This is a genomic window from Orenia marismortui DSM 5156 (genome assembly GCF_000379025.1).
Taxonomy (GTDB): domain Bacteria; phylum Bacillota; class Halanaerobiia; order Halobacteroidales; family Halobacteroidaceae; genus Orenia; species Orenia marismortui.
Genome location: NZ_KB900622.1, coordinates 37962 through 60897 on the forward strand (window position 1 = coordinate 37962; position 22936 = coordinate 60897).

The following is a 22936-nucleotide window of genomic DNA, read 5'->3' on the forward strand; positions in this document are numbered from 1 at the left end:
CTCCTACCTCCTAACGCCTAATCACGAAACTGTCGCTTTATCTTTCTATAACCTCACATTGAAATTTCATTATATATTTAAATATATCTTATCTATATCTTCTTTCTTCCAGTTGCAATCTTATGTCTAGCAAAGAAGATAGTTAAGATAAATGGAACAATTATTGCTATTAGCATAGAAACAGCAAACATTAATATATGCTGTGGTTGAATTGATAAAATACCTGGTAATCCTCCAACACCAATTGAGTTAGCCATAACTCCTGAACTCACTGAAACTAAGCCAGCAATTGCTGAACCGATCATAGCAGCTAAGAATGGGAATATATATTTTAGATTAATACCAAACATAGCTGGTTCAGTTACTCCTAAATAACATGAGATTGCTGCTGGAATAGAAACCTGTTTCTCTTCCTCATCATCTCTATTTAAATAAATTATCGCTAATACTGCAGAACCTTGAGCAATGTTAGATAAAGCAATCATCGGCCATAGATTAGTTCCCCCAAACTCACTCATTAACTGTAAATCAATAGCATTTGTCATATGGTGCAATCCTGTGATTACTAATGGTGCATAGGCAAAACCAAATACTGCTGCAAATAACCAACCAAAAGCTGATGTTAACCCTACATATACAATATTAGAAATATAAGAACCAACTGTCCAACCAATTGGACCTAATACAGTATGGGCTAATAATACAGTTGGTACTAATGCTAAGAATGGAATTAAAATCATTGAAATATACTCTGGAACAAATTTACGTAACCATTTTTCTAAACTAGCTAAAGTAAATCCTGCTAAAATAGCTGGAATAACCTGTGCTTGATAACCAATCATCTTAATTTGTGTAAATCCAAAGTCCCATACTGGTGCTTCTGCTCCACCAGCTACACCATAGGCATTCAATAACTGTGGCGATACCAAAGTAATACCTAATATGATACCTAATATCTCTGTAGCACCCATCTTTTTAGAGATAGACCAAGTGATTCCTACAGGTAGGAAGTGAAAGATAGCTTCACCAATCAACCATAAAAAGTGATGAATTCCTGCCCAAAATTGAGAAACCTCTGTTAAAGTCTTAGTCCCACCTTCTAATAACTTGATATCTCCAATTACATTTCTAAATCCTAAGATCAAACCTCCAACTACCAAAGCTGGAATTAATGGTGTAAAGATTTCAGCCAAGTGTGATATTAATCTCTGTAACCAATTTAGATTCTGCCTAGCATTTTTCTTAGCAGCATCTTTACTAACACCAGATACACCTGAAATCTTTGCAAATTCATTATAAAAATCTGATACTTCATTACCAATGATAACTTGGAACTGACCAGCTTGAGCAAAGGTACCCTTTACACAACTAATACTTTCAATCTTATCAATATCTGATTTCTTAGTATCATTTAATACAAAACGCATCCTTGTTACACAATGTGATACTGCTGAAATATTCTCTTTCCCACCAATATACTCTAATAATTTTTCTGCTTCTTTTGAAAATTTAGACATTTATAACCCCCCTATATTTTTATTACAAGCTAAATTAGAAGTTGTAAATAATCGGTTAAAAAGTTGAATTATTATCTAATTATATAAGTAAGAGCTAGTTATTATCAGAATTATAGAGTTCTAGCAATTACTACTCTTCTATCTTCTTAACCAAAACCAATTATAATAATAAATTTTAAAGATAGCTTGTAATCTTAAATTTTTATATAGGTTATAATCTTATAATTTGTATATACTTTTTTATTTATGCAATAATGACTATTCTTCAAATCTGAAACTTGTATATACAAGTACCTTACATAAGTTATTATAACTTGTATATACAAGTTTGTCAATAGGATAAAATAATTTATTTAAATAATCTGAAAAAGATATTTGAACCTTTAGATTTCACTAAAAATCCTATAAATAATAAAACAGCAGCTATATAGCTGCTGTTTTATTATTTAACCTTATTCTACTTTCCCTTTCCAGGCCATCATTCCACCCTTCATATTCTTTACTTTCTCATATCCTAAATCCACTAATTTTTTAGCGGCTCTATTACTTCTCATCCCAGATGCACAAACAGTGATAATTTCATTATTCTTATTTATTTTATCTAAATTGTTCTCTACTTCTGTTACTTCAATATTAATTGAATTAGGAATATGCCCTTGATTATACTCTTCTTTAGTTCTAACATCTAATATTTGTACATTAGCTTTAGCTAATTTCTCTTCTGTTTCTTTAGGAGATATCGCCTCTACCTTTGATCCAAATAAAGCATCAAAGATCATAATTACCACCTCTTATCCTTTAGATTAGTATCTTTTATTAATATGCGCTTAAATACCTTACTTCATTCTTTAGTCCAAATAATTGATCAACTCATTATAATTATTTTCTACCACAGATCAACACAAATCTCCACTAATCTTTAATACTAATTTTATAAATTAGCCCTTTATTCTCTAATCTGTGGCCAAACTAAGCTTTTACATTTCTTTTTAGAACTATTATCTAGATTTATAAGAAAGATTATATAGTTAGAACAGCTCCATTATAATCTCCTTTATCCTACTAATTATTGATAATTGACTTAATAACTCTTCTAATTCATCTTGGTCAAGATATCCTATATGCCTGCCACGCTCTTTACCATGGCTAAATAGTAATAATGTTGGTGTTTTATCAACATTATATTTCTCAGCCATTTTTTGATTTGTAGAGATATCTATCTCCAAGAGCTTTATCTCTTCTATATCTATATTATCTTTAAGAAACTCCTTGACCTCTTGACAAGCTGAACAATATTTATAAGAAAATTCTAACAAGACAGGAACTTCTGCTCCTAAAACCTTCTGCTCAAAACTTTCAGAAGTTACTTTAGTAAATTCCATCTTTATCACTCCAAAAATAATTTATTTCCTTAGTATCTTTATTATTTTCTTTCCAAAGCATTAACAGGACAAGCATATACACATTCTTCACAATGTAAACAATCCAAATCTTTATCATTATTGTTAGTAAAATCATAAGGTGTTAATCCTATAGGACATTCTTTTTCACAAATCTTACAATTAACACATTTGTCCTGGTCAACTCTAATTCTCTTGGGCCTTTCATTTAATTTACGTTTAATTTTAGTAATTAAAGCAGATAATGACCCCATAGGACAGAAAGAACACCAAGTTCTCTCATTGAATATGATACCAAATAAAATTGTAATTGCTGTAGTTAAAAATATAATTTTGTAGAAAACAAAACCTATCTTTACTAAATCACCATTGGCTTTAATAACTCCTGATATAAAATTATATATTAAGAAGATAAAGAACAAAACTCTAAACCATATTGTCTTAAAAATGGAAGGTATCTCTACACTTCTACTAATTTTACTTAATATATTATCATTAAAGCTTCCTCTTGGACATACGGCTCCACACCAAACTCTTCCACCTTTCCAAGCTGCTACTATAATAGGAGCAATCATACAGACTAAAGCCAAACTACCGATAATTGGGTGTTGCCACCCTAATACTAAAAAAGCCACTATTAGAAGCCAACTCCACCTACCAACAAATCCAATAAATCCTTTTTTCCTCATCTTAATCACTCCCCTTGTTAAATTATAATATTATAATTTAATTTATTCTATGTCTTTCATGTTGATATATTATCATATTCAAATATTACAATATTGCCTTTGTTTTTTAACCCCCCTATAGAGGGGGTGTTTGAATTAATTATATATACTTTATCAAAAGATGTCAAGAGTATAAAGTATAATTAAAACTTGTCTATGACTCTCTATTTTTATTATCTAATAGCTCCCAAGCTAAAATACCACCTGTCAAATTCTCAACTATATCAAATCCATTAGCTATTAATATCTTATAAGCTAAATAACCTCTATAACCCTTTCTACAATAAACTACTGTATGTTTAGCAGAATCTAATTCATCTATTCTACCACGTAATTCATTTATAGGTATATGCTTAGCACCACTAATATAAGAATTTTTATATTCGGCTGAAGTTCTAACATCAACTAATTGAATCTCTTCCTCATCTTTTAACATAGCTTGTAATTCTTTAGGACTTAGTAAATCAGTCTCTCCCCTGAAATGATTAGCAGCTATCATCCCTGACATAATTGCTGGACCTTTAGCAGAGGAATATGGTGGTGCATAAGCTAAATCTAGATCTTCTAAATCCTCTACTGTCATTTCTGCATGTAAAGCCGTAGCAAAAGTATCTATTACCTTATCTACACTTTCTCTACCAATAGACTGAGCTCCTAATAATTTACCACTTTCTTCTTCAACCAATAATTTAATCTCTAAACTCTCAGAACCTGGGTAATATCCTGCATGATCTCCTTTATTTAGATAGACAGTATAATAGATTATATTTTTTCGTATACACTCTTTTTCATTCAGACCTGTGCTAGCAGCAGTTAAATCAAAAACTTTAACAATACTTGTCCCTACCACACCTTTAAACTTCTTCTTTGTATTTCCTACTGCATGGGCTCCTGCAATTCTACCTTGCTTATTAGCTGGTCCAGCTAGAGCAATTCTTGCTTTTTCACCTGTAATCAAATTACTACTCTCTACAATGTCTCCAGCAGCATAAATATCTTTGTCATTAGTCTGCATATACTCATTAACTACAACTCCTACCTCACTAACTTCTAATCCAGCTTCTTTGAGAAGATTTAACCTTGGCCTTACTCCAGCAGCTAACACAACAAAATCAACATCTATCTCTTTACCACTCTCTAAAACTACTCTGATACTGTCTTCATCTTTAAATTCTGTCACCCCATTAGCTAAAACAAGATTTACTCCTTTTTCTTCCATATGCTGGAGTAATGGAGTAGTCATCTCTTGATCTAATGGTGCTAAGATCTGCTCTGCCATCTCTACCAAGCTAACCTCTAAACCTCTAGAATGTAACTCTTCAGCAGTTTCAACACCAATATACCCACCACCTACAACTACAGCTTTTTTAGGTTTCTCTCTTAACTTTTTCATAATAGCATCAGCATCAGGGACAGTTAACAATGTATAAATCTTATCACTTTCAATACCTGGAATTGGAGGTTTAACTGCTTCACTTCCTACTGCAATAATCAATTTATCATAATTCTCGCTAAACTTCTCTCCAGTATCATGATTAGTAACTTCAACTTGCTTATCCTTTCTATTAATCTTAGTTACTTCATGATTAATCCTTAGATCAATATTAAATCTCTCATGAAAATAATCATTACTAACTTGAAATAGATTCTTTCTTTCTTTAATCGTGCCCCCTACATAATAGGGCAACCCACAATTAGCAAAAGAAGCATAAGGTCCTTTTTCAAAAACTACTATCTCTGCTTGTTCATCCTCTCTTCTAGCTTTAGTAGCTGCACTAGCTCCAGCTGCAACAGCACCAATTACCACTATCTTCTTAGACATATATAATCTCTCCTCCTAATTAAAATTATCACTATTAATATTTGTTAATAAATAATTTTAATGTGCTTAACTTTTAATATCTTGTGATAGTTTTAATTTTCAAAGTAAAAAAATATCTTAATAATTAGCTTCAACAACACCTCACAACTCAAGATTTAACTAGCATAAGGCACTAGTTTTATAATATAATTAAGATATAATCTACCAAATTATTTTAATTTAATCAAACCTAGGAGGTGTTAATATTAAGAATAAGAAAAGATTGACCTTTATGCTTACTTTATTGATGGTGATTTATTTTTCTCTGCCACTTTGGGCTGCTGATAACGAAGATACAATCTCTACAATTGGAATGAGTACTCTTGACTTGACTCCTAATCAAACAGTAATCATGCTTGAAGTTAGTGGTATAGGAAAGAGTGAGGTACAACTTGAATATGAAATCAATCAAAATGTTGATTTGCTAATGGAAAGATTAAATGATGAAGATGATATAGAAGAAAATAGCATAAAAAAACTTAAGCAAATTATTAAAACTAATAATGATAAGTACAACAGAAAAAAATTTAAAATAACTATTCCTCTAAAAATTCAAATTAACAACAATTATACAGATAATCAATTGATAGATATACTAAGAAATGTACTTCAAATAATTAATAATACAGATCCTAGTAACAAACATGCTACTTATAATCGTTCCATTGAAATTACTTATAATATAAGAGAACTTTATTATAATTTTCAAGACTATCAACAACAACAGAAAAGACTTTTTAAGGAAACACTCACAGATAGTAAAGAAAAATTAAAGCTTATAGCAAAGATATTAAACTTGAAAGATCTGAGAATTCATAAAGTTCAAGAAATAAAATCTAGTAGACTAAAAAATTATAAACAAAGTATAAATCTTAATCATCTGCAATCACCTCAGCCAGCCAAATTCAAAGAGAAAATTAAGGTAACTTACTACCTTTATTAGTAGGCAGATATTCAACTCTAAAATAAAATCCACTGGAAATATTACAGCATTTTAATAATTTGCAATGTATAATTGATAATTAATAATTAAAACCATCTAAACTCAAAATATTGGATAATAATTTATAAATATTGTATCAATTTTTTTATTAATTGAATAGTTTAAGGTTTTAGTCTTTTAATTATACATTATAAATCATAAATTAATATGAAAATATCCTAATATTTTATTATAATGCTATACCTACATTTTACTCTAGAATTAGAAAGCTTATAGTCGTCTGGCCTGATAATTAAACTTAGATTAGAAAACCTATACTCTATAGAGTATAGGTTTATCTTTATTTATTCAACCTCAAATTTATTGATCAATTCATCTAATCTATTAGTTAATTTAGTTAATTCTAAGGAAGAATTAGTAACTTCATCAACCATATTGATAATTTCATTACTTGAATTATTAACATCTTCACTATTTCCAGCTAATCTAGTGGTTGAAATACTAATATCCTGTAATTGATAACTTGTCTCTTCTATCGCCTTATCAATCTGCATAAATAATTCTCCAGCTTGGTCAATACTTTCTTTTCCTTCTTTAACTTGCTGATTTCCAACTTCAGCCGCTTCATTAGCTTCTTGAGAGGTTACTCTAATCTCACTTACCAGCTTACTTATCTTATCTGTTGCTTGAGCCGTCTCTTCTGATAACCCTCTAATTTCTTCTGCCACTACAGCAAAACCACTTCCATGTTCTCCAGCACGAGCAGCCTCTATAGATGCATTCAGGGCTAATAAATTGGTCTGATCAGCTATATTAGTAATAATCTCTATAATCTCTTCAATCTCTTCAGATTTAGTAGTTAACTCAGTTATCTTATTATTTGCTAAATTAACTTTATTCTTAATTTCATCAACCTCTTGAACTGCTTTTGCTATTAAACCTTTACCATCATTACTTGTAGCACTTACTTCTTGAGCAGATGCACTAACCTGTTCAACCTTGGTAGCTACTTCTTCAATACTACCTACCATCTCTTGAATATTTCCTATAACAGCTTCCAGTGTAGTTTCTGCTTCTTCAGAAGAGGCAGATAATTCTTCACTATTAGCAGTCAAATATTCTGTAGCAGCAATAAGCTCTTCAACTAACTCTGCTAAACTAACTATAGTATGATTAAAACTTTTAGCTAATTTACCAAATTCGTCCTTCCTATGCACTTCTAAAGATGAGGTTAAATTCCCATCACTCAAACCTTCCATCTTATCAACTAAATTATTAATAGGATTAATAACTTCATTACTAATAAAGTATGAAGCTAATAGAGCAACTACAACTCCTAATAACAAAATACTTAAATTCAGATTAAGTTGTTGCTTTAACTTTTCTTTCATTTCTTCATTACTAGATAGAATTTGAACAATTCTACCATGATCCATACTTTCTAATTGAACAAGCTTATAGGTATATGTTAATTGATTACCACTCTTATCTTCTTCATTAATCACTATTTCATCACCAATTTTTGCTTGTCTTAATTTAAGCTTATGTGCTGCTGGAATAGTATAATTTTTATCACCTATAGTTCTAAAGTCAATAGAATCAAATATTCTTGCCTTCTTAATAATCCTATCTTTCTTAGTAATCTCATCTAATACCTTAGCAAAATTAGAATTGGCAATACTAGAATCAAAATCTTCTGCATACCATCCAATTTCGATAATATAATCTTGAGCTACTACTGGTTGATAAGCAAACTTCTTTAACTTATTAGTTCCAACCTCTAAGGCAACTTTGTCTCCTACAAATTCCCCTCTCTTTCTTATATTATCTAAAAATTCTCCAAATTGTTCACCAATAGCATCTACCAAATTCAAATTCAAGTTCTCTTCAACTGTTGATCTAATCAAAACTCCTCTTTTATCTATAATATAAAGATCTGATACTCCATATTTAGCCTTTAGCTTTTCTAAATCTTTATTACTTAAGACTTGACCTGCTTGTTGATACTCTTTAAGTAAATCTTTAGCGATCTCTTTCATCTTCTCTTCCATCTTATTATTTAAAACATTATAGGTTACATCAACTAACTTTAATGAACTTTCTACTTGATGAACTGCTTTCTCTTCTGCAACCTTATATTCATCAACTAATCCATCCCTAGCCATATAGTAATTTACTCCTATAATTAACCCTAAGATTATTATCATCATCAAAGTTAACTTAATCATTAATTCATACTTAAAAGATTTAAATTTGTCAAATATACTCACAATCATTTGCTGGAATTGACCAGCTCCCCCCCTTTTTACTTATGATCTTATATTTGATAATTTCGACACTTTTCTACAAAATCCTTTTTCAAAAACTTTAAATCAAATACAATTCATTAACTTTTATACTGAAATATTATCAAATTTTATTATCTTCAAATATAATAAGCTATAGTTTAACAATTTAAATTGTTAAACTATAGCTTATATCTAGATTAACATTAAATACTTGATAGATATTGTGACAGTTTTTATTAACTGCTGGATATTGGCTACTAGCCGCTGGCTTAGAGCTTATACAATAATACTAATAGCTTACAAGTTATATCTATTCACCAATTCTTTAAGCTCTAATGCCATAGTTGCTAACTCTTCTGAGGATTTGGTCACTTCTTCTGACATACCTTTCATATCCTCAGTTGCTCTACTAATCTCTTCACTATTTGATGACAATTCTTCAGTAGAAGCAGTTGTCTCCTGAATATAAGCGGAAGTATCTTCTACTACTTCGGCAATTTCCTTAAAGGACTGTCCAGTCTCTTCAATTAGTTCTCTTCCTGCTCTAGCTTCTTTATTAACTTGTTCTACTGCTAATAATCCTTCTTTAGATTTATTTTGAGTCTCTTTAATTAAAGTGATAGCTTTATCAGCAGCTTTTCTAGTATCATCGGACAACTCTTTAATCTCCTCTGCTACCACTGCAAAACCATGTCCATATTCTCCTGCACGTGCTGCTTCTATAGAAGCATTTAATGCCAAAAGATTAGTCTGTTCTGCGATCTCTGTAATTAAGTTAACTATTCCTCCAACCTCTTGAGAAGTATCATCTAAACTATTGATAGTATTTTTAGCTTCTTCAACTGCATTAACTATCTCTTCAGTTTTAGTAACTACTTCTTTGATCATTCTCTCTCCTACCTCAGTTTTATCATGAGCTTGTTGAGAATAATTAGCTACTTCTTGGCTACTATCAGCAATCTGTCTAATACCAGCTGCCAAATCATTAATTCTATCAGTAGCCGTTTCAGTTACCGCATTTCCTTCTTCAGAAGAAGCAGATAACTCTTCACTATAAGAAGATATATCATCTATCATAGCTAATATCTTCTTTAAAATATTAGCTTGAGCTGCAATAGTTTGATTGAATTCAAGAGCTACTTCTCCTAATTCATCTTTTCCTTTAACCTCTAGTCTAGTTCTTAAATCGCCATTAGCAATCTGTTTTAGTTTATCTATGATCACATCTATTTTTTGACCAACCTTTAGAGATAATAAGATAGATATTAAAGCAACTGCCATAATCACTATCACAATAATCTTAATAGTAATCCATAAGCTTTCCCGTTTACTAGCTTCTAAACGAAGCTTAGGAATAGCATAGCTAAGAGTTGCCAAATTCTCACCATTTATCCCTTTTATCTGATCTTCAAATAATAGATGCTCTTCTGTTAATTCTTTAATTTCTACATTAACTAGTCCTTTTTCTGGAGACCAATGCTCCTGGGAAGCGATTATATAACTACCATCCATTTTAATACCGGAAAAATCATTATTTTTAGAAGTTTCATTAGCAAAAACTAAATTTTCTAATCTTTGATTATAAATATTTGGATTGTTATTTAAGATGTCCCCCATAATAAAGAAACCAACTAATCTATCTAAAAATCTAACTGGTAGAACTCCCATGATAGTTAGAGCATCTTCTTGATTAGCTGTACTAACTATTCTATTACTCAAATTATTACCTACATTATCTTCTTTCTTTAATAAATCAATTGGATACTTCTTATAAGTAACAAAAGAACCTTGAGTCTCTTTAGTATGACTTATAATCTTATTAAAAGGTAGTTTATCTTTATAATTACTAGGATTATTTCCCCTTCTAACTACCCTACCATCAGGTAGTAGAAAGGTTAAAAAATCTAAAGATTCATTTTTCATTATCTTATTTAATTGAACATATAGCATTTCAGCATCTTCACGTTTAATAGCATTAACTAGCTCCTGGTTTTCTAAGACTCTATTAGATATCTCTGCTAATTTATCCTCTTGAGCTTTTAAACTATCTTTAACAACTTTTAAGTTTGTACTTCCTTGTTGAAGCAAAGACTCCCTAAGCTTATTGTAATTATTAACTTGTATAAAGAAGCCTGTTATTAATAAAGGAACTATAGTAACAATTAATAACAAGACAGCTATCTTCCATTTAATTGATATATCTCTCCAATTAAATATATTTAACATAAGCTAACACCTTCTTTATTATATATTTGAAATCAATTAAAACATTTTAACATTAATCTTTATAAATATCATCTTTATCATAAAAATTAGCTTTAATCACTGTCTGATCAATATTATCCTTAATAACTCTTACAATAGGAGTTACAATTGTAGGAACCTCTTTATAACCATTATCAAGCATTCGATCTACCACTGTTAATTCTTTTATCTCTTTTGTTGGATTTTTAGCTAATTTATAAGCTAGATTAGCTGCAGCTTTAGCTAATGGTTTAATCTTCTTAAAAATTTCAACATTCTGTTTTCCTTGAACAAGGTATTTGATATTTTGAAGATCTGCATCTGAACCAGCTACAAATACTTTATCACTATCTGCTAAACCTTTTGCTTCTAAAGCTGCAACAACACCACGAGCCATACCACTATTATTACAGATAAAAGCATCAATATTATTATCATATTTATCTAACAACTCTACTGCAGTAGCCATTGCTTTATCAGAAGACCATCCCTTATGCCATCTTTCTGCTACAAGATTTAATCCTGAATTATTCTTAATTATTCTTTTAGCTCCACTTGTCATCATAATTGCATTAGAATCATTGGGATGACCTTTGATTAAAACTACATTCCCTTCAACTTTTCCCTTCTTCTCTTTAAACCATTCCAACATTGCTTCACCTTGTAATCTCCCTACTGCCCAACTATCTTGCATAACATGAGCATCTAAATCAGCATTGAGAATCAAACTATCATAACCTACTACTTTAACCCCCTGTTTATGTGCTAACTCAATCATTTTAGATGTCTTATTGCTGCTAACAGGCTGTAATACAACCACATCTACATTCTTATCCAACATCCTCTTAAAACGAGCTAATTGAAGATTTTCATCATTACTAGCTGCATCAAAGATTAATTTAGCCCCTAATCTTTTAACCTCATCTTCAAAAGCAAATTTATCCCTTAAGTACCTCTCTTCTTGCATTGTTTTGAGCAAAAATCCAATTTTAATTTGATTACTATTAATATCATCTTCCTCATCAAACCAACTTGCTAAGCTTATACTAGCAAATAAATTACTTATTACTAATATAGCAATTAATAATCCCAAAACTTTCTTTTTCATTATTATCCCTCCTAAGTTGAATGAGTCAAAATAAGAATTCCAACATATTTAAACTTAATATAATTTATATAACAAAAATTAAAAAGCCAGAAGAAAATTATTGTTTTGAGTATCTTAATCATATCTGATTATATCTCCCAAAAATTTTCTCCTAGCTTTTGCCTGATCTAGTCAGTAACATGCTATAATAACTTATTAAGTTTTTTAATATTTATAAATTTCAATTTAGCTGCTAGCTATTGGCTACTAGCAGCTGGCTTAAAGCTTATAAAAATAATACTAATAGCTGAAGGCTAGTAGCTAACAGCAAAAATATCTCAGCTTTTCTTGAAAATTGAATGACTATATCCTTGTTGAGAAACTAAATTATAACTTATACTCATCTACTAACTCTTTTAATTTCAACGACATATTTGCCAATTCTTGAGCAGATTTGGTTACTTCATCTGACATACCTTTCATATCAGTAGTAGCATTTATAACCTGTTCACTATTAGCAGCAAGTTCTTGAGTTGATGCTGTTGCTTCTTCTATATAGGCTGATGTATCTTGAACAGAATCAGCAATTTCTTTAAAAGAATTCCCTGTTTTTTGAATTAACTTACTACCAGATCTGCTCTCTCCATCCACTTCTTTTATAGCTTCTAGACCTTGATTAGATTTATTTTGAGTTTCTTTAACCAAAGTTATTGCTTTATCAGTAGCTTTAGCAGTCTCCTCAGCTAAAGATTTAATTTCCTCTGCAACAACTGCAAAACCATGGCCATGTTGTCCTGCCCTAGCAGCTTCAATAGATGCATTTAAAGCTAATAAATTAGTCTGTTCAGCTATTTCTGTAATCATATTGATAATTTCATTAATTTGGCGAGATGTATTATCTAAGTCACTAATAATATTTTTAGCACCTTCTACCTTGTCACTAATCCGCTTCATCTTAACAATAGTCTCTTCAATCATATCTCTACCTTGTTCTGCCTTTAAGTTAGTGTCTTCTGTTAAACTAACCATTTCCTGACTACTACTAGAAATCTCTTCAATACTAGCAACCATCTCATTAATTCTTTCAGAAGCAGTCTCAGTAACTGCATTCCCCTCTTCTGAAGATGCAGATAACTCTTGGCTATATGCAGATAGATCATCTACAGTAGTTAATATTTCTTTCAATATATTGGCTTGTCCCTCAGTTGCATGATTAAAGCCTTCAGTTAATTCTCCCAATTCATCCTTACTTACTACTTCTAGTTCTACAGTTAAATCACCTTTAGCTACCTTTCTAAATCCAGCTAAAATTCTATCTATATGCTTAGTCAAATAGTTAGATATTTTTAATATAATAAAACCTAAAACTACTATAGTAAGCACAAATATAATCATTAACATTAGTATAGTGTTTAATTTAGTTTTTTCTATCTCTTCTTTAGATTCCTTTAAAGCACTATCAATTACCGATTCATATCCTCCAGCTCCAATAAACCAATTGCTTCCAGCAATATCCTCTACATAACCAAACTTTCTTTCTTTTTCCTTAGTATTAGGATTTTCATAAATATAAGTGACAAATCCTCCTCCATCTTTAACAGCTTGAACAAACTCTCTTATAATATATGTCCCCTCGCTATCCTTTAAATCCCAACGATTAGTACCCTGTAATTTAGGATCAGGCGGTAATGCAACTGTTTCTCCCTGATAATCATATATGAAGAAATAACCTGCTTCTCCAAAACTTACTTGATTATTCTTATCTACTATTAATTCTTTCAACTCTTTTTCTGATAGCTCTTCCTTATTCTCTTGGTATATCTGTTCTAAATTCTGAGCCATAGTATGTACAGTATCCTTGATTCTATCCCGTTCTTTAGTTAGTAATACTTCTTTTAGATGTATAGCACTATTATCTGATAACTTATTAAATTGATAGACCACCATTCCACCCAAGATTAACATAGCAATTATAAAACTTAGTCCAATTCCTACCAGAATCTTTCTTTTTATCTTCATGTCTTTAAATTTAAACATTATATCCCCCCTTGATCTAAATCTTTAATCACTGTCTAATAATAACATATCTTGTTATATTGATGCAATTAAAATCATTTTTTACTTAATAATTATATTCGATAATTTTCGACAAAAACCTTCTTTGAAGAAAATTAAATTTTATCCAGGGAATATAAGTAAATATCTATAACATTTATGATTATCTGGGATATCCGGAGGTTAATTTCATCACTTTAAATCAGAGTAGGATAAGTGAATTTTCTTATCTAAATAAAAAAATATTTGAAAGAGCTATATAGCTCTTTCAAATATTTAATCAATAATTATAGATCCAATAATAAATCATTATCTTTAATTAGACCTTGTTTACGCATAAATTCAGCAATAACTAAGGTCAGAATAGCAGGTAATATAAAGTGTAATAATATAATTGAACCTATTGCTTTTATTCCCATAGCTTCTACAGTCCCAAACTGCCCAACCAAACCAGCTGTACCCATTCCAGCCCCAATTGGAATATTCTTCATTGGCATAATTGTTGTAGCTATTGGTCCTAAAATAGCCCCTGCTAGTGTTGGTGGTATCCAAATATAAGGGTTTCTAACTATATTAGGCATCTGTAACATTGATGTGCCTAAACCTTGACTAATTGCTCCACCCCATCCATTTTCACGAAAACTCATTACAGCAAAACCAATCATTTGAGCACTACAGCCAACTGTTGCAGCCCCTGCAGCTAAACCACTTAAACTTAACATTAATCCTATTGCCGCACTACTAATTGGTAATGTTAAGAACATACCCATTAGCACTGAAACCAAAATTCCCATAGGTACTGGTTGTAATTCTGTTGCTTTCATAATCACCTGTCCTAAGCTCTTCATCAAAGTATCAATCCCAGGCCCAACAAATTTAGCAGTTAACATCCCCATAATAATAACTATAGCTGGTGTCAGTACTATATCTAATTTAGTTTCTTTAGAAACAGCCTTCCCAAACTCAGTACCAATCACTGCTGCTAAAAAAGCTCCTACTGGACCACCTAGCTCTGCGCCTGCTGCTCCGGTTACAACAGAAGTAAAGATAACTAATGGTGGTGCTTCTAAACCATAAGCAATAGCTACACCAATAGCCGGCCCCATCATTCCCATAGCAGTCTTACTAAAGTCCAATAATATAGGAATATTTAACCTTTGTCCTAACACTTTTAAAATCAACCCTACAATTAATGAAGCAAATAACCCTTGAGCCATATAACCTAAAGCCTTAACTCCATAACGCTCTAATGAAAATTCTATATTCTTTCTTGCTAAAAATCCTTTTTTATCTTTAGCCACTTTAATCCTCCTTATTTTTTATTGTATCCATTTTTTCTAACTCTATATTAAGAATGAAAAGTAAGTAACAGGTGACAAGTGACAAGTCACATATTGTGCTAATAACTCTATTCATTTATGACAAATTATATCTTATCCACACCACAGATCAATCTCAAAGCCAAGCTAAAAATTCAGGCTAATATCCAAAGATTTAATACTATGGGTTAAAGTTCCTAAGGAAATTACATCTATCCCTGTTTTAGCTACCTCAATTATATTTTCAGCAGTTATTCCACCAGAAGCCTCTACAATAGCCTTATTAGCTATTAATCTTACTGCTTCTTCCATCATTTCAAAACTCATATTATCTAGCATAATAATATCTGCCTTAGCAACTAAAGCCTCTTTAACATCTGCTAAGCTCTCAGTTTCTATTTCGATTTTCATTGTATGAGGAATATTCTGCCTTGCCCGGTTAACCGCTTCTTGAATTCCCCCTACAGCTCTAATATGATTATCCTTAATCATTACTGCATCATAAAGTCCAAAACGGTGATTAGCTCCTCCACCTAATTTAACAGCCCATTTTTCTAGTATTCTTAAACCAGGAGTAGTCTTTCGAGTATCAACAATTCTGACATCATAATCTTTAACTAAACTCCTATAATAAGCAGTCTTAGTTGCTATACCAGACATTCTTTGTAAGAAGTTAAGAGCCAACCTTTCTCCTGTTAAAATTGAAGTTGTAAGACCACTCACTTTGGCAATAATAGTTCCTCTTTCTACTCTTTCTCCCTCTTTGACCAAAGGTCTAAACTCAACGCTACTATCTAAATATTCAAATACCCAAAAAGCTACATCTAGACCAACAATTATTCCATCTTCTTTGGCTAATATATCAGCAGTCATCTCTTGATCTTGATCAATAACTGCTTGAGTTGTGATATCTCCTGTACCTATATCTTCTCTTAAAGCATTATCAATTATCTTTAAGACCATCTCTTTATTCAAATTCAATGCTCAATTCCTCCCACTGATTGTCTTTTTGTAATATAGTATGCTTTTCCCACTCTACTCTACTTTCAGGAAAATCACTACGATAATGGGCTCCACGACTTTCTTCTCTTACTAAGGCTGCTTTAACAGTTAAATAAGCTACAGTAATTAAGTTCTGTAATTCAAAGCCTGATACATCAGATAGATCAAAGTTCAAACAATTCAATAAAGCTTCTAACTCTGCTAAAGCGACTCTCAATTCACCTTCAGTTCTAATTATTCCAACTTGATCAGACATGATATCTTTCAACTTATTTCTAAGCTTATCTATATCTATATTAATACCTTCAGAACATTGATCTCCATAAATAATAGTTAACTCTTCCAATTTTTCGCCTTCTATATCTCTAATATAATCAATAGCTCTATCAGCAACTCTCTTACCATAAACTAATCCATCCAATAGTGAATTACTAGCTAATCTATTAGCACCATGAATTCCTATAGATGCTGTTTCACCACAGGCAAATAACCCCTCTATATTAGTTTCACCATTGGTATTAGTAAGAATTCCTCCCATTAAATAATGGGCAGCAGGAGCTACTGGTATATATTCTTTAGTTATATCTATACCATAATCTAAGCAGGTCTGATAAATTGTAGGAAATCTTTTGATAATAAACTCTGAATTCAAATGACTTAGATCTAAATAAACGCAATCTGCTTCTGCTTCTTTCATTTCTTCATAAATAGCTCTTGCTACTATATCTCGTGGAGCTAAATCTGCTAATTCATGATATTTACTCATAAACCTTTCACCAGCGTGATTTCTTAATACTGCCCCTTCACCTCTAACAGATTCAGAAATTAAGAAGTTATCTACACCTTCTAATTCTAAAGTAGTTGGATGAAATTGTATAAACTCTAAATCCATTACTTTAGCACCTGCTCGATAGGCCAAAGCAATTCCATCTCCAGTGGCTACCTTAGGATTAGAGGTAGATTGGTATAATTCTCCTGCTCCACCAGTAGCTAAAACTACAACTGAGCTTAGATAAGCTATATACTCTTCCTGCTTCTGATCATAAGCTAAAACTCCATAAATCTGCTCATTATTCACTAAAAGATCGATAACAAAAATTCTATCCTTTACTTGAATATTTGGATTCTCTCTAACCCTTCTTGCCAAAGATGATCTAATCTCTCTTCCAGTTGCATCTCCTCCAGCGTGTAATATTCTTCTACAGCTATGAGCTCCTTCTTGAGTTAATGAAATGCCATCATCTTTTCGATCAAAACCTACTCCTAAATCTATTAAGTCATATATTCTCCGACTACCTTCTTTAACCAAAATATCTACAGCCTTGGGATTACATAATCCAGCCCCTGCTTTTAACGTATCTGTATAGTGTAAAATTGCTTTATCCTCTTTAGAAATTGCTGCTGCAATTCCTCCTTGTGCATACTCTGTATTACAATCCTTTAACTCTTCTTTACCTAATAAAATAACTCTTCCCTGATCAGATAAATTAATTGCAGTAGTTAAACCAGCAATTCCAGTTCCAATTACCAAATATTCATCCTTTTCTTGCTTTAATTCTGCCAAATTAAAATTTACCAAATATCTATTTAACATTCTAACCACCACTACTTACTAAGCTCTAACATTTTATCTAAAGATCTTTTTGCTCTAACTCTAATCTCTTCTTCTACTGTAATTTGATATTTATTATCTTCTAAAGCCTTAAGTACATTACTTAAAGAGGTCTTCTTCATATTTTGACAGATCAATCCCTGATTAAGTATATAGAATTCTTTATTTGGGTTATCTTCTTTTAATTGATACAAAATACCCATCTCAGTTCCAACAATTAATTTATCTGCTTTAGATTCATGGGCATATTTCAAAATTTGGGCAGTACTACCTACAAAATCAGCTAATTCTACCACTTCTGGCCTACACTCTGGATGTACTAAAACCTCTGCATCTAAATGAAGTTCTCTTACTTTCTCTATGCTATTGCTCTTTACTCGATGATGAGTAATACAGAAACCTTCCCATAAGATAACTTCCTTATCAGTCTGTTGGCTTACATAATTTCCTAAGTTTTGATCAGGTACAAATAAGATCTGATCATTATCTATTGAATTAACAATATCAACAGCATTTGAAGATGTACAACAGACATCACTCTCTGCCTTAACTGCTGCAGAAGAATTAACATAACAAACAACAGTAGTATCTGGATACTCTGCTTTCTTCTGACGCAGAGCATCCACACTGACCATATCTGCCATAGGACAGCCGGCATCTATTTCAGGAAGTAATACTGTCTTATCAGGAGATAAGATAGCTGCACTTTCAGCCATAAAATCTACTCCACAAAAAACAATAACCTCGGCATCAGTCTCGGCAGCCTTACGACTTAACCCCAAAGAATCTCCTGTATAATCAGCAACTGCCTGTACTTCATCTATCTGATAATAATGAGCCATAATAATAGCATTTCTTTCTTCTTTTAGCTCTTTTATTCTCTCAATCAATTCAGTATTCATAACTCCCTCCTAAGATTTATATATTATCTATTCTACTTCCAACTTTACTACTCAATATTGTATAATTTGACTGCTGTAATGTCAAGTGTCTTTACACCTGTTTATCTGTTAATATTAGAAATTAATATAATTAAGAAAAATAAAAAAAGAGTCCTATCCGAAGATAAGACTCTTTTTGATACTATCCAGATTAAAAAATCAATCTTTCTTATCAAAATCCAAGGCAATAGAGTTGACACAATACCTCTTTCCAGTAGGCTGCGGTCCATCATTAAATATATGGCCTAGATGTGCACCACAAGCAGCACATAAGATCTCAGTTCTTGCCATACCTAAACTTTTGTCTGCTTTATAATCAATATGGTCCTTATCAATCACTTCCCAAAAACTAGGCCACCCGCTCCCACTATCATACTTCTTTTCTGATGAGAATAATTCTAGTCCACAATTTATACACTTATAGATTCCTTTTTGATCATAATTATAGTATTTGCCAACAAAAGGAGCTTCAGTTCCTTTTTCCCGTGTAACTCTAAATTGCTCTTCCGTTAAAATTCCCTTCCATTCCTCTTTACTCTTTTTAATCTTATCTACCATCTTACTTCCTCCTTTCTGATAAATAGACTTAATTATAGAATGAATAATTTTATACTTAGATAAGTTATTTGGAAAAGTTCTAAATTTGACCTATAATATCTATAATTCCCTTACTCTAAACTCTTAATCATATTTAGCTTCTCTAGAAATAAAAGGTGCAGCTCCATGGTTTTATTAAAAATTAATTATTTTGATATTATATATCCTTTTAAATATTTAATGTATTAGCATTAATTCTTAACCATTCCTTCCTAGCTTTATAGTCAGGAATTATATTCTCCACTAAACTCCAAAAATTTGGCGAGTGATTTGGCTGAACCAGATGAGCCAATTCATGTACTACCAAATAATCTATTATCTCTATTGGTGCCATAACTATCTTCCAATTAAAATTAAGATTACCCAAACTACTACAACTGCCCCACCTCTTTTTATGATTTTTAACTCTAACCTTATTAGTTTCTTTACCTATGATTACTTTATATCTTTCTATTCTCTCCATTAATATCTTTATTGCCTGATCTTTGTACCAATCTACTAATTTATCTTTAATTAACTCTTTATTATTAAGGTTTATCTTAGGATTAACTTTAATTTGCAAACTTCCTTGGGATAAGTCTATAGCTATTTCTTTACTTATACCTTTTATCAACCTTAATTTATAGCTTTCTCCTAAGTATAAAAAACTTTCTCCATTGATAAATTTTTTAGGAGCAGCCTTAGGCTTGATCTCGCTGACTTGTTCTTTCTTCTTTAATATCCAATTAGCTTTCTTCTTTACCAATTCTCTTATTTTAGATTTAGATAAATGCTTAGGTGTTCTAATTACTACTCCATCTTCAGGATCTACTATGATAGCCAAGGTCTTTCTATTACTCCTAATAATCTTATCCCATAACTTAATCTCTTGCAATACTATACCCCCAAACGAAATTAGATAAACTATCAAATATATATTTCTTATAATTAAACTTTAATAAAAATAAACTCTTTTATTATCATAATAATCAAAAAATAAAGTAGCCCTAATACTAAACAACATTCTAAAGTCTACAGTATTAGAGCTAATTTTGAAAAATTTACTATTTATAATAAATTAAACTTTAAACTTCTCAACTAAAATATGTAACTTCTGTGCTATATTGGTTAATTCTTGAGCAGAATCCGTTATATCTTCAGACATATTAGTAATTTCTTGTGAAGAATTCATAATTTGCTCACTCTCCTGATTAAGCTCTTGAGAGATATGGGCAGTATGCTCCACTTGCGATGATGTATTTTGGATTGCACCTCTAATTTGATCAAATACCAACCCTGTCTCTTGAGCAATTGATTCTCCCTCTTCTGCTTTTACCTGCACATCTTTAATTGCTTCTAACCCTACATAAGATTTGTTTTGAATATCTTTAGTTAATGTAGTAATATTATCAGTTGATTTTGCCGTTTCTTCAGCTAATTCTCTAATTTCATCTGCTACTACAGCAAAACCTTTACCATGTTCTCCAGCTCTAGCTGCCTCAATAGCTGCATTTAATGCTAATAGATTGGTCTGCTCTGCTATATTATTTATCAACTCAACTATTTCACTAATTTTAGCAGAAGTTTTATCTAATTTATTAATTACTTGTACTGCTTCTTTAACAGAGTTGTTGATTTCATTAATGTTAGTAATTGTTTTTTCAATATTCTGCTTACCTATCTCAGTCTGTGAATTTGCCTCTTCTGAAAGCCCTGCAACCTCTTGACTCGTAGCAGAAACCTGTTCTATATTAGATATCATACTTTTTAAATTTTCGATAGTTAATTCTATGGTTTCATTACCCTGTTCAGATGAAGCAGATAATTCCTCACTGTAGGCTGATAATTTATCTACAGTTTCTAAAATGTTATGGACCATATTCTTTAAATTATTCTTCATATGATTAAGCGATGACACCAGATCTCCGACCTCATCATTATTATCTTCAGATAAATCATCTATATCTAAGTGTCCATCAGCTATTTGATTAGCAAAGTTCTTACTCTTAATAATTGGTTTAATTAGTTTGTTAACAAACATAGCTAAAATAAATATAGATATCACTAATAATAACAATCCAATAGCCAACTGCTTGTACATCTCAAAAGTTGCCTGTTTAGTTATAATTTTTTTAGGCATTGTATACCAAATAGCTAAGTCTTTATTGGCAATTTTAATAGGCTCTAATACTTCAATTTTATTATCTCTTATCATAACTTTAGTTCTCTCATCTTTAATATAAGATAAAAATTCATTATATTCTTTTTCATTTCTAATAATATCGCTTAATCTAACATCATACCAATCTTGAAAATCTTTATTATCAGATTTTTTGTTATCAGCTTTCTGATTGGTAATGAGTTTAGATAATTCATCTCTCTTTTTATTGTATCCTAATATACTTCCTTCATCAGTTAAAACAAACATATCTGCTTTATCAGTAACCTCATTTATAATCTCTTCAATAAAGCTTATACGCACATCTAGACCTACCATCCCTTTGAATTCTCCATTAACCATAATTGGTTCAGCTACAGTAGTTAAAGGATCACCATTATATCTATAGGGCTCTATCAGAATAGTATCCTTATTCTCTTTAACAGCATCATACCAATTAATTTTACTTATTTCATCAGGACCAGCTAATAAATTAGATGGGTTCTTTCCCCTTACTATATAAAAAGCAAATCTTCCATTAGATGCAGAATAGAATGAATCATTGCTAAACTCTTTATCTCTCATATCATAGGCATTCACTTCCCAAACTGTAGTTATTCCATTTAAATTAGAATGTTCACTAATCGTTGATTTAAGCATATTTTCTACTGCATCTCTATTTACATTAGATTCTCTAGCTCCTCTCAGAACAGAAGCCATATCTCTAGTTATGCTAATAGGAAGATCAAATTTCAATTTTATTTTTGACTTACTTTCTCTAACTGTATTTATCATTCTTTCCTTACCCATATCAATTGCTTGTTCTCTTATTTTAGTAGCAGAAATCATAATAATAATTAGTACTGTAATTATTAGAAGAGAGCCCACTAAAAATAATGTCTTTTCTCTAAGCCTTAATCTCTTATACATACTAGTACCTCCAATTCAATACCTTTATAAAATTTAATTATTCCTTAAGTTCTAAGAAAATATCTTCGCTATTCCTTGAACATCATTAGTCATTATTATAACCCATATTTTGTTTTTATGTCAAGAAGTTACATAAACATCAAATAAGACACACTATATATTTTATTAACCATTTTCTAATAAAGCCGATAGGAAGTAATGTTATAAAATATTTAAGAGGTTGATTGTATAATTAAATTGAACTAATAAAAAAATTAATAAAAAAATGCCCATAG

At 31.0% G+C, this 22936-nt stretch carries 17 protein-coding genes; 1 reads left to right on the forward strand and 16 read right to left on the reverse strand.

The window, feature by feature from the left end; all coding sequences use genetic code 11:
- Window positions 1-92: 92 nt before the first annotated feature.
- The 5 genes from treP to OREMA_RS0112410 all read right to left on the reverse strand — a co-directional run bounded on the left by treP (window position 93) and on the right by OREMA_RS0112410 (window position 5467).
- Window positions 93-1517 (reverse strand): PTS system trehalose-specific EIIBC component, encoded by a 1425-nt coding sequence (gene treP / locus OREMA_RS0112390; RefSeq protein ID WP_018249583.1) that lies wholly within the window; start codon window positions 1515-1517, stop codon window positions 93-95.
- A 452-nt stretch (window positions 1518-1969) separates the two neighbouring features.
- Window positions 1970-2296, reverse strand: a complete 327-nt coding sequence (locus OREMA_RS0112395) for a rhodanese-like domain-containing protein (protein WP_018249584.1) — start codon at window positions 2294-2296, stop codon at window positions 1970-1972.
- Between the two features lie 249 nt (window positions 2297-2545).
- Entirely contained in the window at window positions 2546-2899 is a 354-nt protein-coding gene (locus OREMA_RS0112400; RefSeq protein ID WP_018249585.1) for a thioredoxin family protein, read from the reverse strand.
- 41 nt (window positions 2900-2940) lie between these two features.
- Window positions 2941-3606, reverse strand: a complete 666-nt coding sequence (locus tag OREMA_RS0112405) for a 4Fe-4S binding protein (protein ID WP_018249586.1) — start codon at window positions 3604-3606, stop codon at window positions 2941-2943.
- Between the two features lie 193 nt (window positions 3607-3799).
- A complete protein-coding gene (locus tag OREMA_RS0112410) occupies window positions 3800-5467 on the reverse strand; it encodes an FAD-dependent oxidoreductase (RefSeq protein ID WP_018249587.1) in 1668 nt (555 codons plus the stop codon).
- A 271-nt stretch (window positions 5468-5738) separates the two neighbouring features.
- Between OREMA_RS0112410 and OREMA_RS0112415 the strand changes: the two genes are divergently transcribed.
- Window positions 5739-6449, forward strand: coding sequence for a hypothetical protein (locus OREMA_RS0112415; protein ID WP_018249588.1), 711 nt, complete (start codon window positions 5739-5741; stop codon window positions 6447-6449).
- Between the two features lie 344 nt (window positions 6450-6793).
- Here the strand turns inward: OREMA_RS0112415 and OREMA_RS18440 are convergent, their stop codons facing one another.
- From OREMA_RS18440 to OREMA_RS18450, 11 genes are all read right to left on the reverse strand, one after another.
- Window positions 6794-8614 carry a methyl-accepting chemotaxis protein gene (locus tag OREMA_RS18440; protein WP_169331535.1) on the reverse strand — a complete coding sequence of 607 codons (1821 nt, stop codon included), beginning with the start codon at window positions 8612-8614 and terminating at the stop codon, window positions 6794-6796.
- Window positions 8615-9034: 420 nt separating this feature from the next.
- On the reverse strand, window positions 9035-10963 hold the full coding sequence (locus tag OREMA_RS18445; protein WP_018249590.1) for a methyl-accepting chemotaxis protein: 1929 nt from the start codon (window positions 10961-10963) through the stop codon (window positions 9035-9037).
- A 52-nt stretch (window positions 10964-11015) separates the two neighbouring features.
- Window positions 11016-12089, reverse strand: coding sequence for a sugar ABC transporter substrate-binding protein (locus OREMA_RS0112430; RefSeq protein ID WP_018249591.1), 1074 nt, complete (start codon window positions 12087-12089; stop codon window positions 11016-11018).
- 366 nt (window positions 12090-12455) lie between these two features.
- Complete coding sequence (locus OREMA_RS0112435) at window positions 12456-14105, reverse strand: methyl-accepting chemotaxis protein (RefSeq protein ID WP_018249592.1); 1650 nt, start codon at window positions 14103-14105, stop codon at window positions 12456-12458.
- 305 nt (window positions 14106-14410) lie between these two features.
- Entirely contained in the window at window positions 14411-15424 is a 1014-nt protein-coding gene (locus OREMA_RS0112440; protein WP_018249593.1) for a PTS transporter subunit IIC, read from the reverse strand.
- Between the two features lie 165 nt (window positions 15425-15589).
- Window positions 15590-16423, reverse strand: coding sequence for a carboxylating nicotinate-nucleotide diphosphorylase (gene nadC / locus OREMA_RS0112445; RefSeq protein WP_018249594.1), 834 nt, complete (start codon window positions 16421-16423; stop codon window positions 15590-15592).
- The gene (gene nadB, locus OREMA_RS0112450) at window positions 16410-18038 is read right to left on the reverse strand and encodes an L-aspartate oxidase (RefSeq protein WP_018249595.1); all 1629 of its coding nucleotides are present in this window, start codon (window positions 18036-18038) and stop codon (window positions 16410-16412) included. Before nadB ends, nadC begins: the two co-directional genes overlap by 14 nt.
- Window positions 18039-18049: 11 nt before the next feature.
- On the reverse strand, window positions 18050-18958 hold the full coding sequence (gene nadA / locus OREMA_RS0112455) for a quinolinate synthase NadA (protein WP_018249596.1): 909 nt from the start codon (window positions 18956-18958) through the stop codon (window positions 18050-18052).
- Window positions 18959-19156: 198 nt separating this feature from the next.
- The gene (gene msrB, locus OREMA_RS0112460) at window positions 19157-19555 is read right to left on the reverse strand and encodes a peptide-methionine (R)-S-oxide reductase MsrB (RefSeq protein WP_018249597.1); all 399 of its coding nucleotides are present in this window, start codon (window positions 19553-19555) and stop codon (window positions 19157-19159) included.
- 208 nt (window positions 19556-19763) lie between these two features.
- The gene (locus OREMA_RS0112465) at window positions 19764-20468 is read right to left on the reverse strand and encodes a M48 family metallopeptidase (RefSeq protein ID WP_018249598.1); all 705 of its coding nucleotides are present in this window, start codon (window positions 20466-20468) and stop codon (window positions 19764-19766) included.
- A 183-nt stretch (window positions 20469-20651) separates the two neighbouring features.
- Complete coding sequence (locus OREMA_RS18450; protein WP_018249599.1) at window positions 20652-22661, reverse strand: methyl-accepting chemotaxis protein; 2010 nt, start codon at window positions 22659-22661, stop codon at window positions 20652-20654.
- Between the last annotated feature and the right edge of the window lie 275 nt (window positions 22662-22936).

What these genes read in the sequence shown, in the direction of transcription:
- treP (WP_018249583.1), bottom strand. Translation starts at nt 1,517, where the DNA reads ATGTCTAAATTTTCAAAAGAAGCAGAAAAATTATTAGAGTATATTGGT.
- OREMA_RS0112395 (WP_018249584.1), bottom strand. Translation starts at nt 2,296, where the DNA reads ATGATCTTTGATGCTTTATTTGGATCAAAGGTAGAGGCGATATCTCCT.
- OREMA_RS0112400 (WP_018249585.1), bottom strand. Translation starts at nt 2,899, where the DNA reads ATGGAATTTACTAAAGTAACTTCTGAAAGTTTTGAGCAGAAGGTTTTA.
- OREMA_RS0112405 (WP_018249586.1), bottom strand. Translation starts at nt 3,606, where the DNA reads ATGAGGAAAAAAGGATTTATTGGATTTGTTGGTAGGTGGAGTTGGCTT.
- OREMA_RS0112410 (WP_018249587.1), bottom strand. Translation starts at nt 5,467, where the DNA reads ATGTCTAAGAAGATAGTGGTAATTGGTGCTGTTGCAGCTGGAGCTAGT.
- OREMA_RS0112415 (WP_018249588.1), top strand. Translation starts at nt 5,739, where the DNA reads ATGCTTACTTTATTGATGGTGATTTATTTTTCTCTGCCACTTTGGGCT.
- OREMA_RS18440 (WP_169331535.1), bottom strand. Translation starts at nt 8,614, where the DNA reads ATGGCTAGGGATGGATTAGTTGATGAATATAAGGTTGCAGAAGAGAAA.
- OREMA_RS18445 (WP_018249590.1), bottom strand. Translation starts at nt 10,963, where the DNA reads ATGTTAAATATATTTAATTGGAGAGATATATCAATTAAATGGAAGATA.
- OREMA_RS0112430 (WP_018249591.1), bottom strand. Translation starts at nt 12,089, where the DNA reads ATGAAAAAGAAAGTTTTGGGATTATTAATTGCTATATTAGTAATAAGT.
- OREMA_RS0112435 (WP_018249592.1), bottom strand. Translation starts at nt 14,105, where the DNA reads ATGTTTAAATTTAAAGACATGAAGATAAAAAGAAAGATTCTGGTAGGA.
- nadB (WP_018249595.1), bottom strand. Translation starts at nt 18,038, where the DNA reads ATGTTAAATAGATATTTGGTAAATTTTAATTTGGCAGAATTAAAGCAA.
- nadA (WP_018249596.1), bottom strand. Translation starts at nt 18,958, where the DNA reads ATGAATACTGAATTGATTGAGAGAATAAAAGAGCTAAAAGAAGAAAGA.
- msrB (WP_018249597.1), bottom strand. Translation starts at nt 19,555, where the DNA reads ATGGTAGATAAGATTAAAAAGAGTAAAGAGGAATGGAAGGGAATTTTA.
- OREMA_RS18450 (WP_018249599.1), bottom strand. Translation starts at nt 22,661, where the DNA reads ATGTATAAGAGATTAAGGCTTAGAGAAAAGACATTATTTTTAGTGGGC.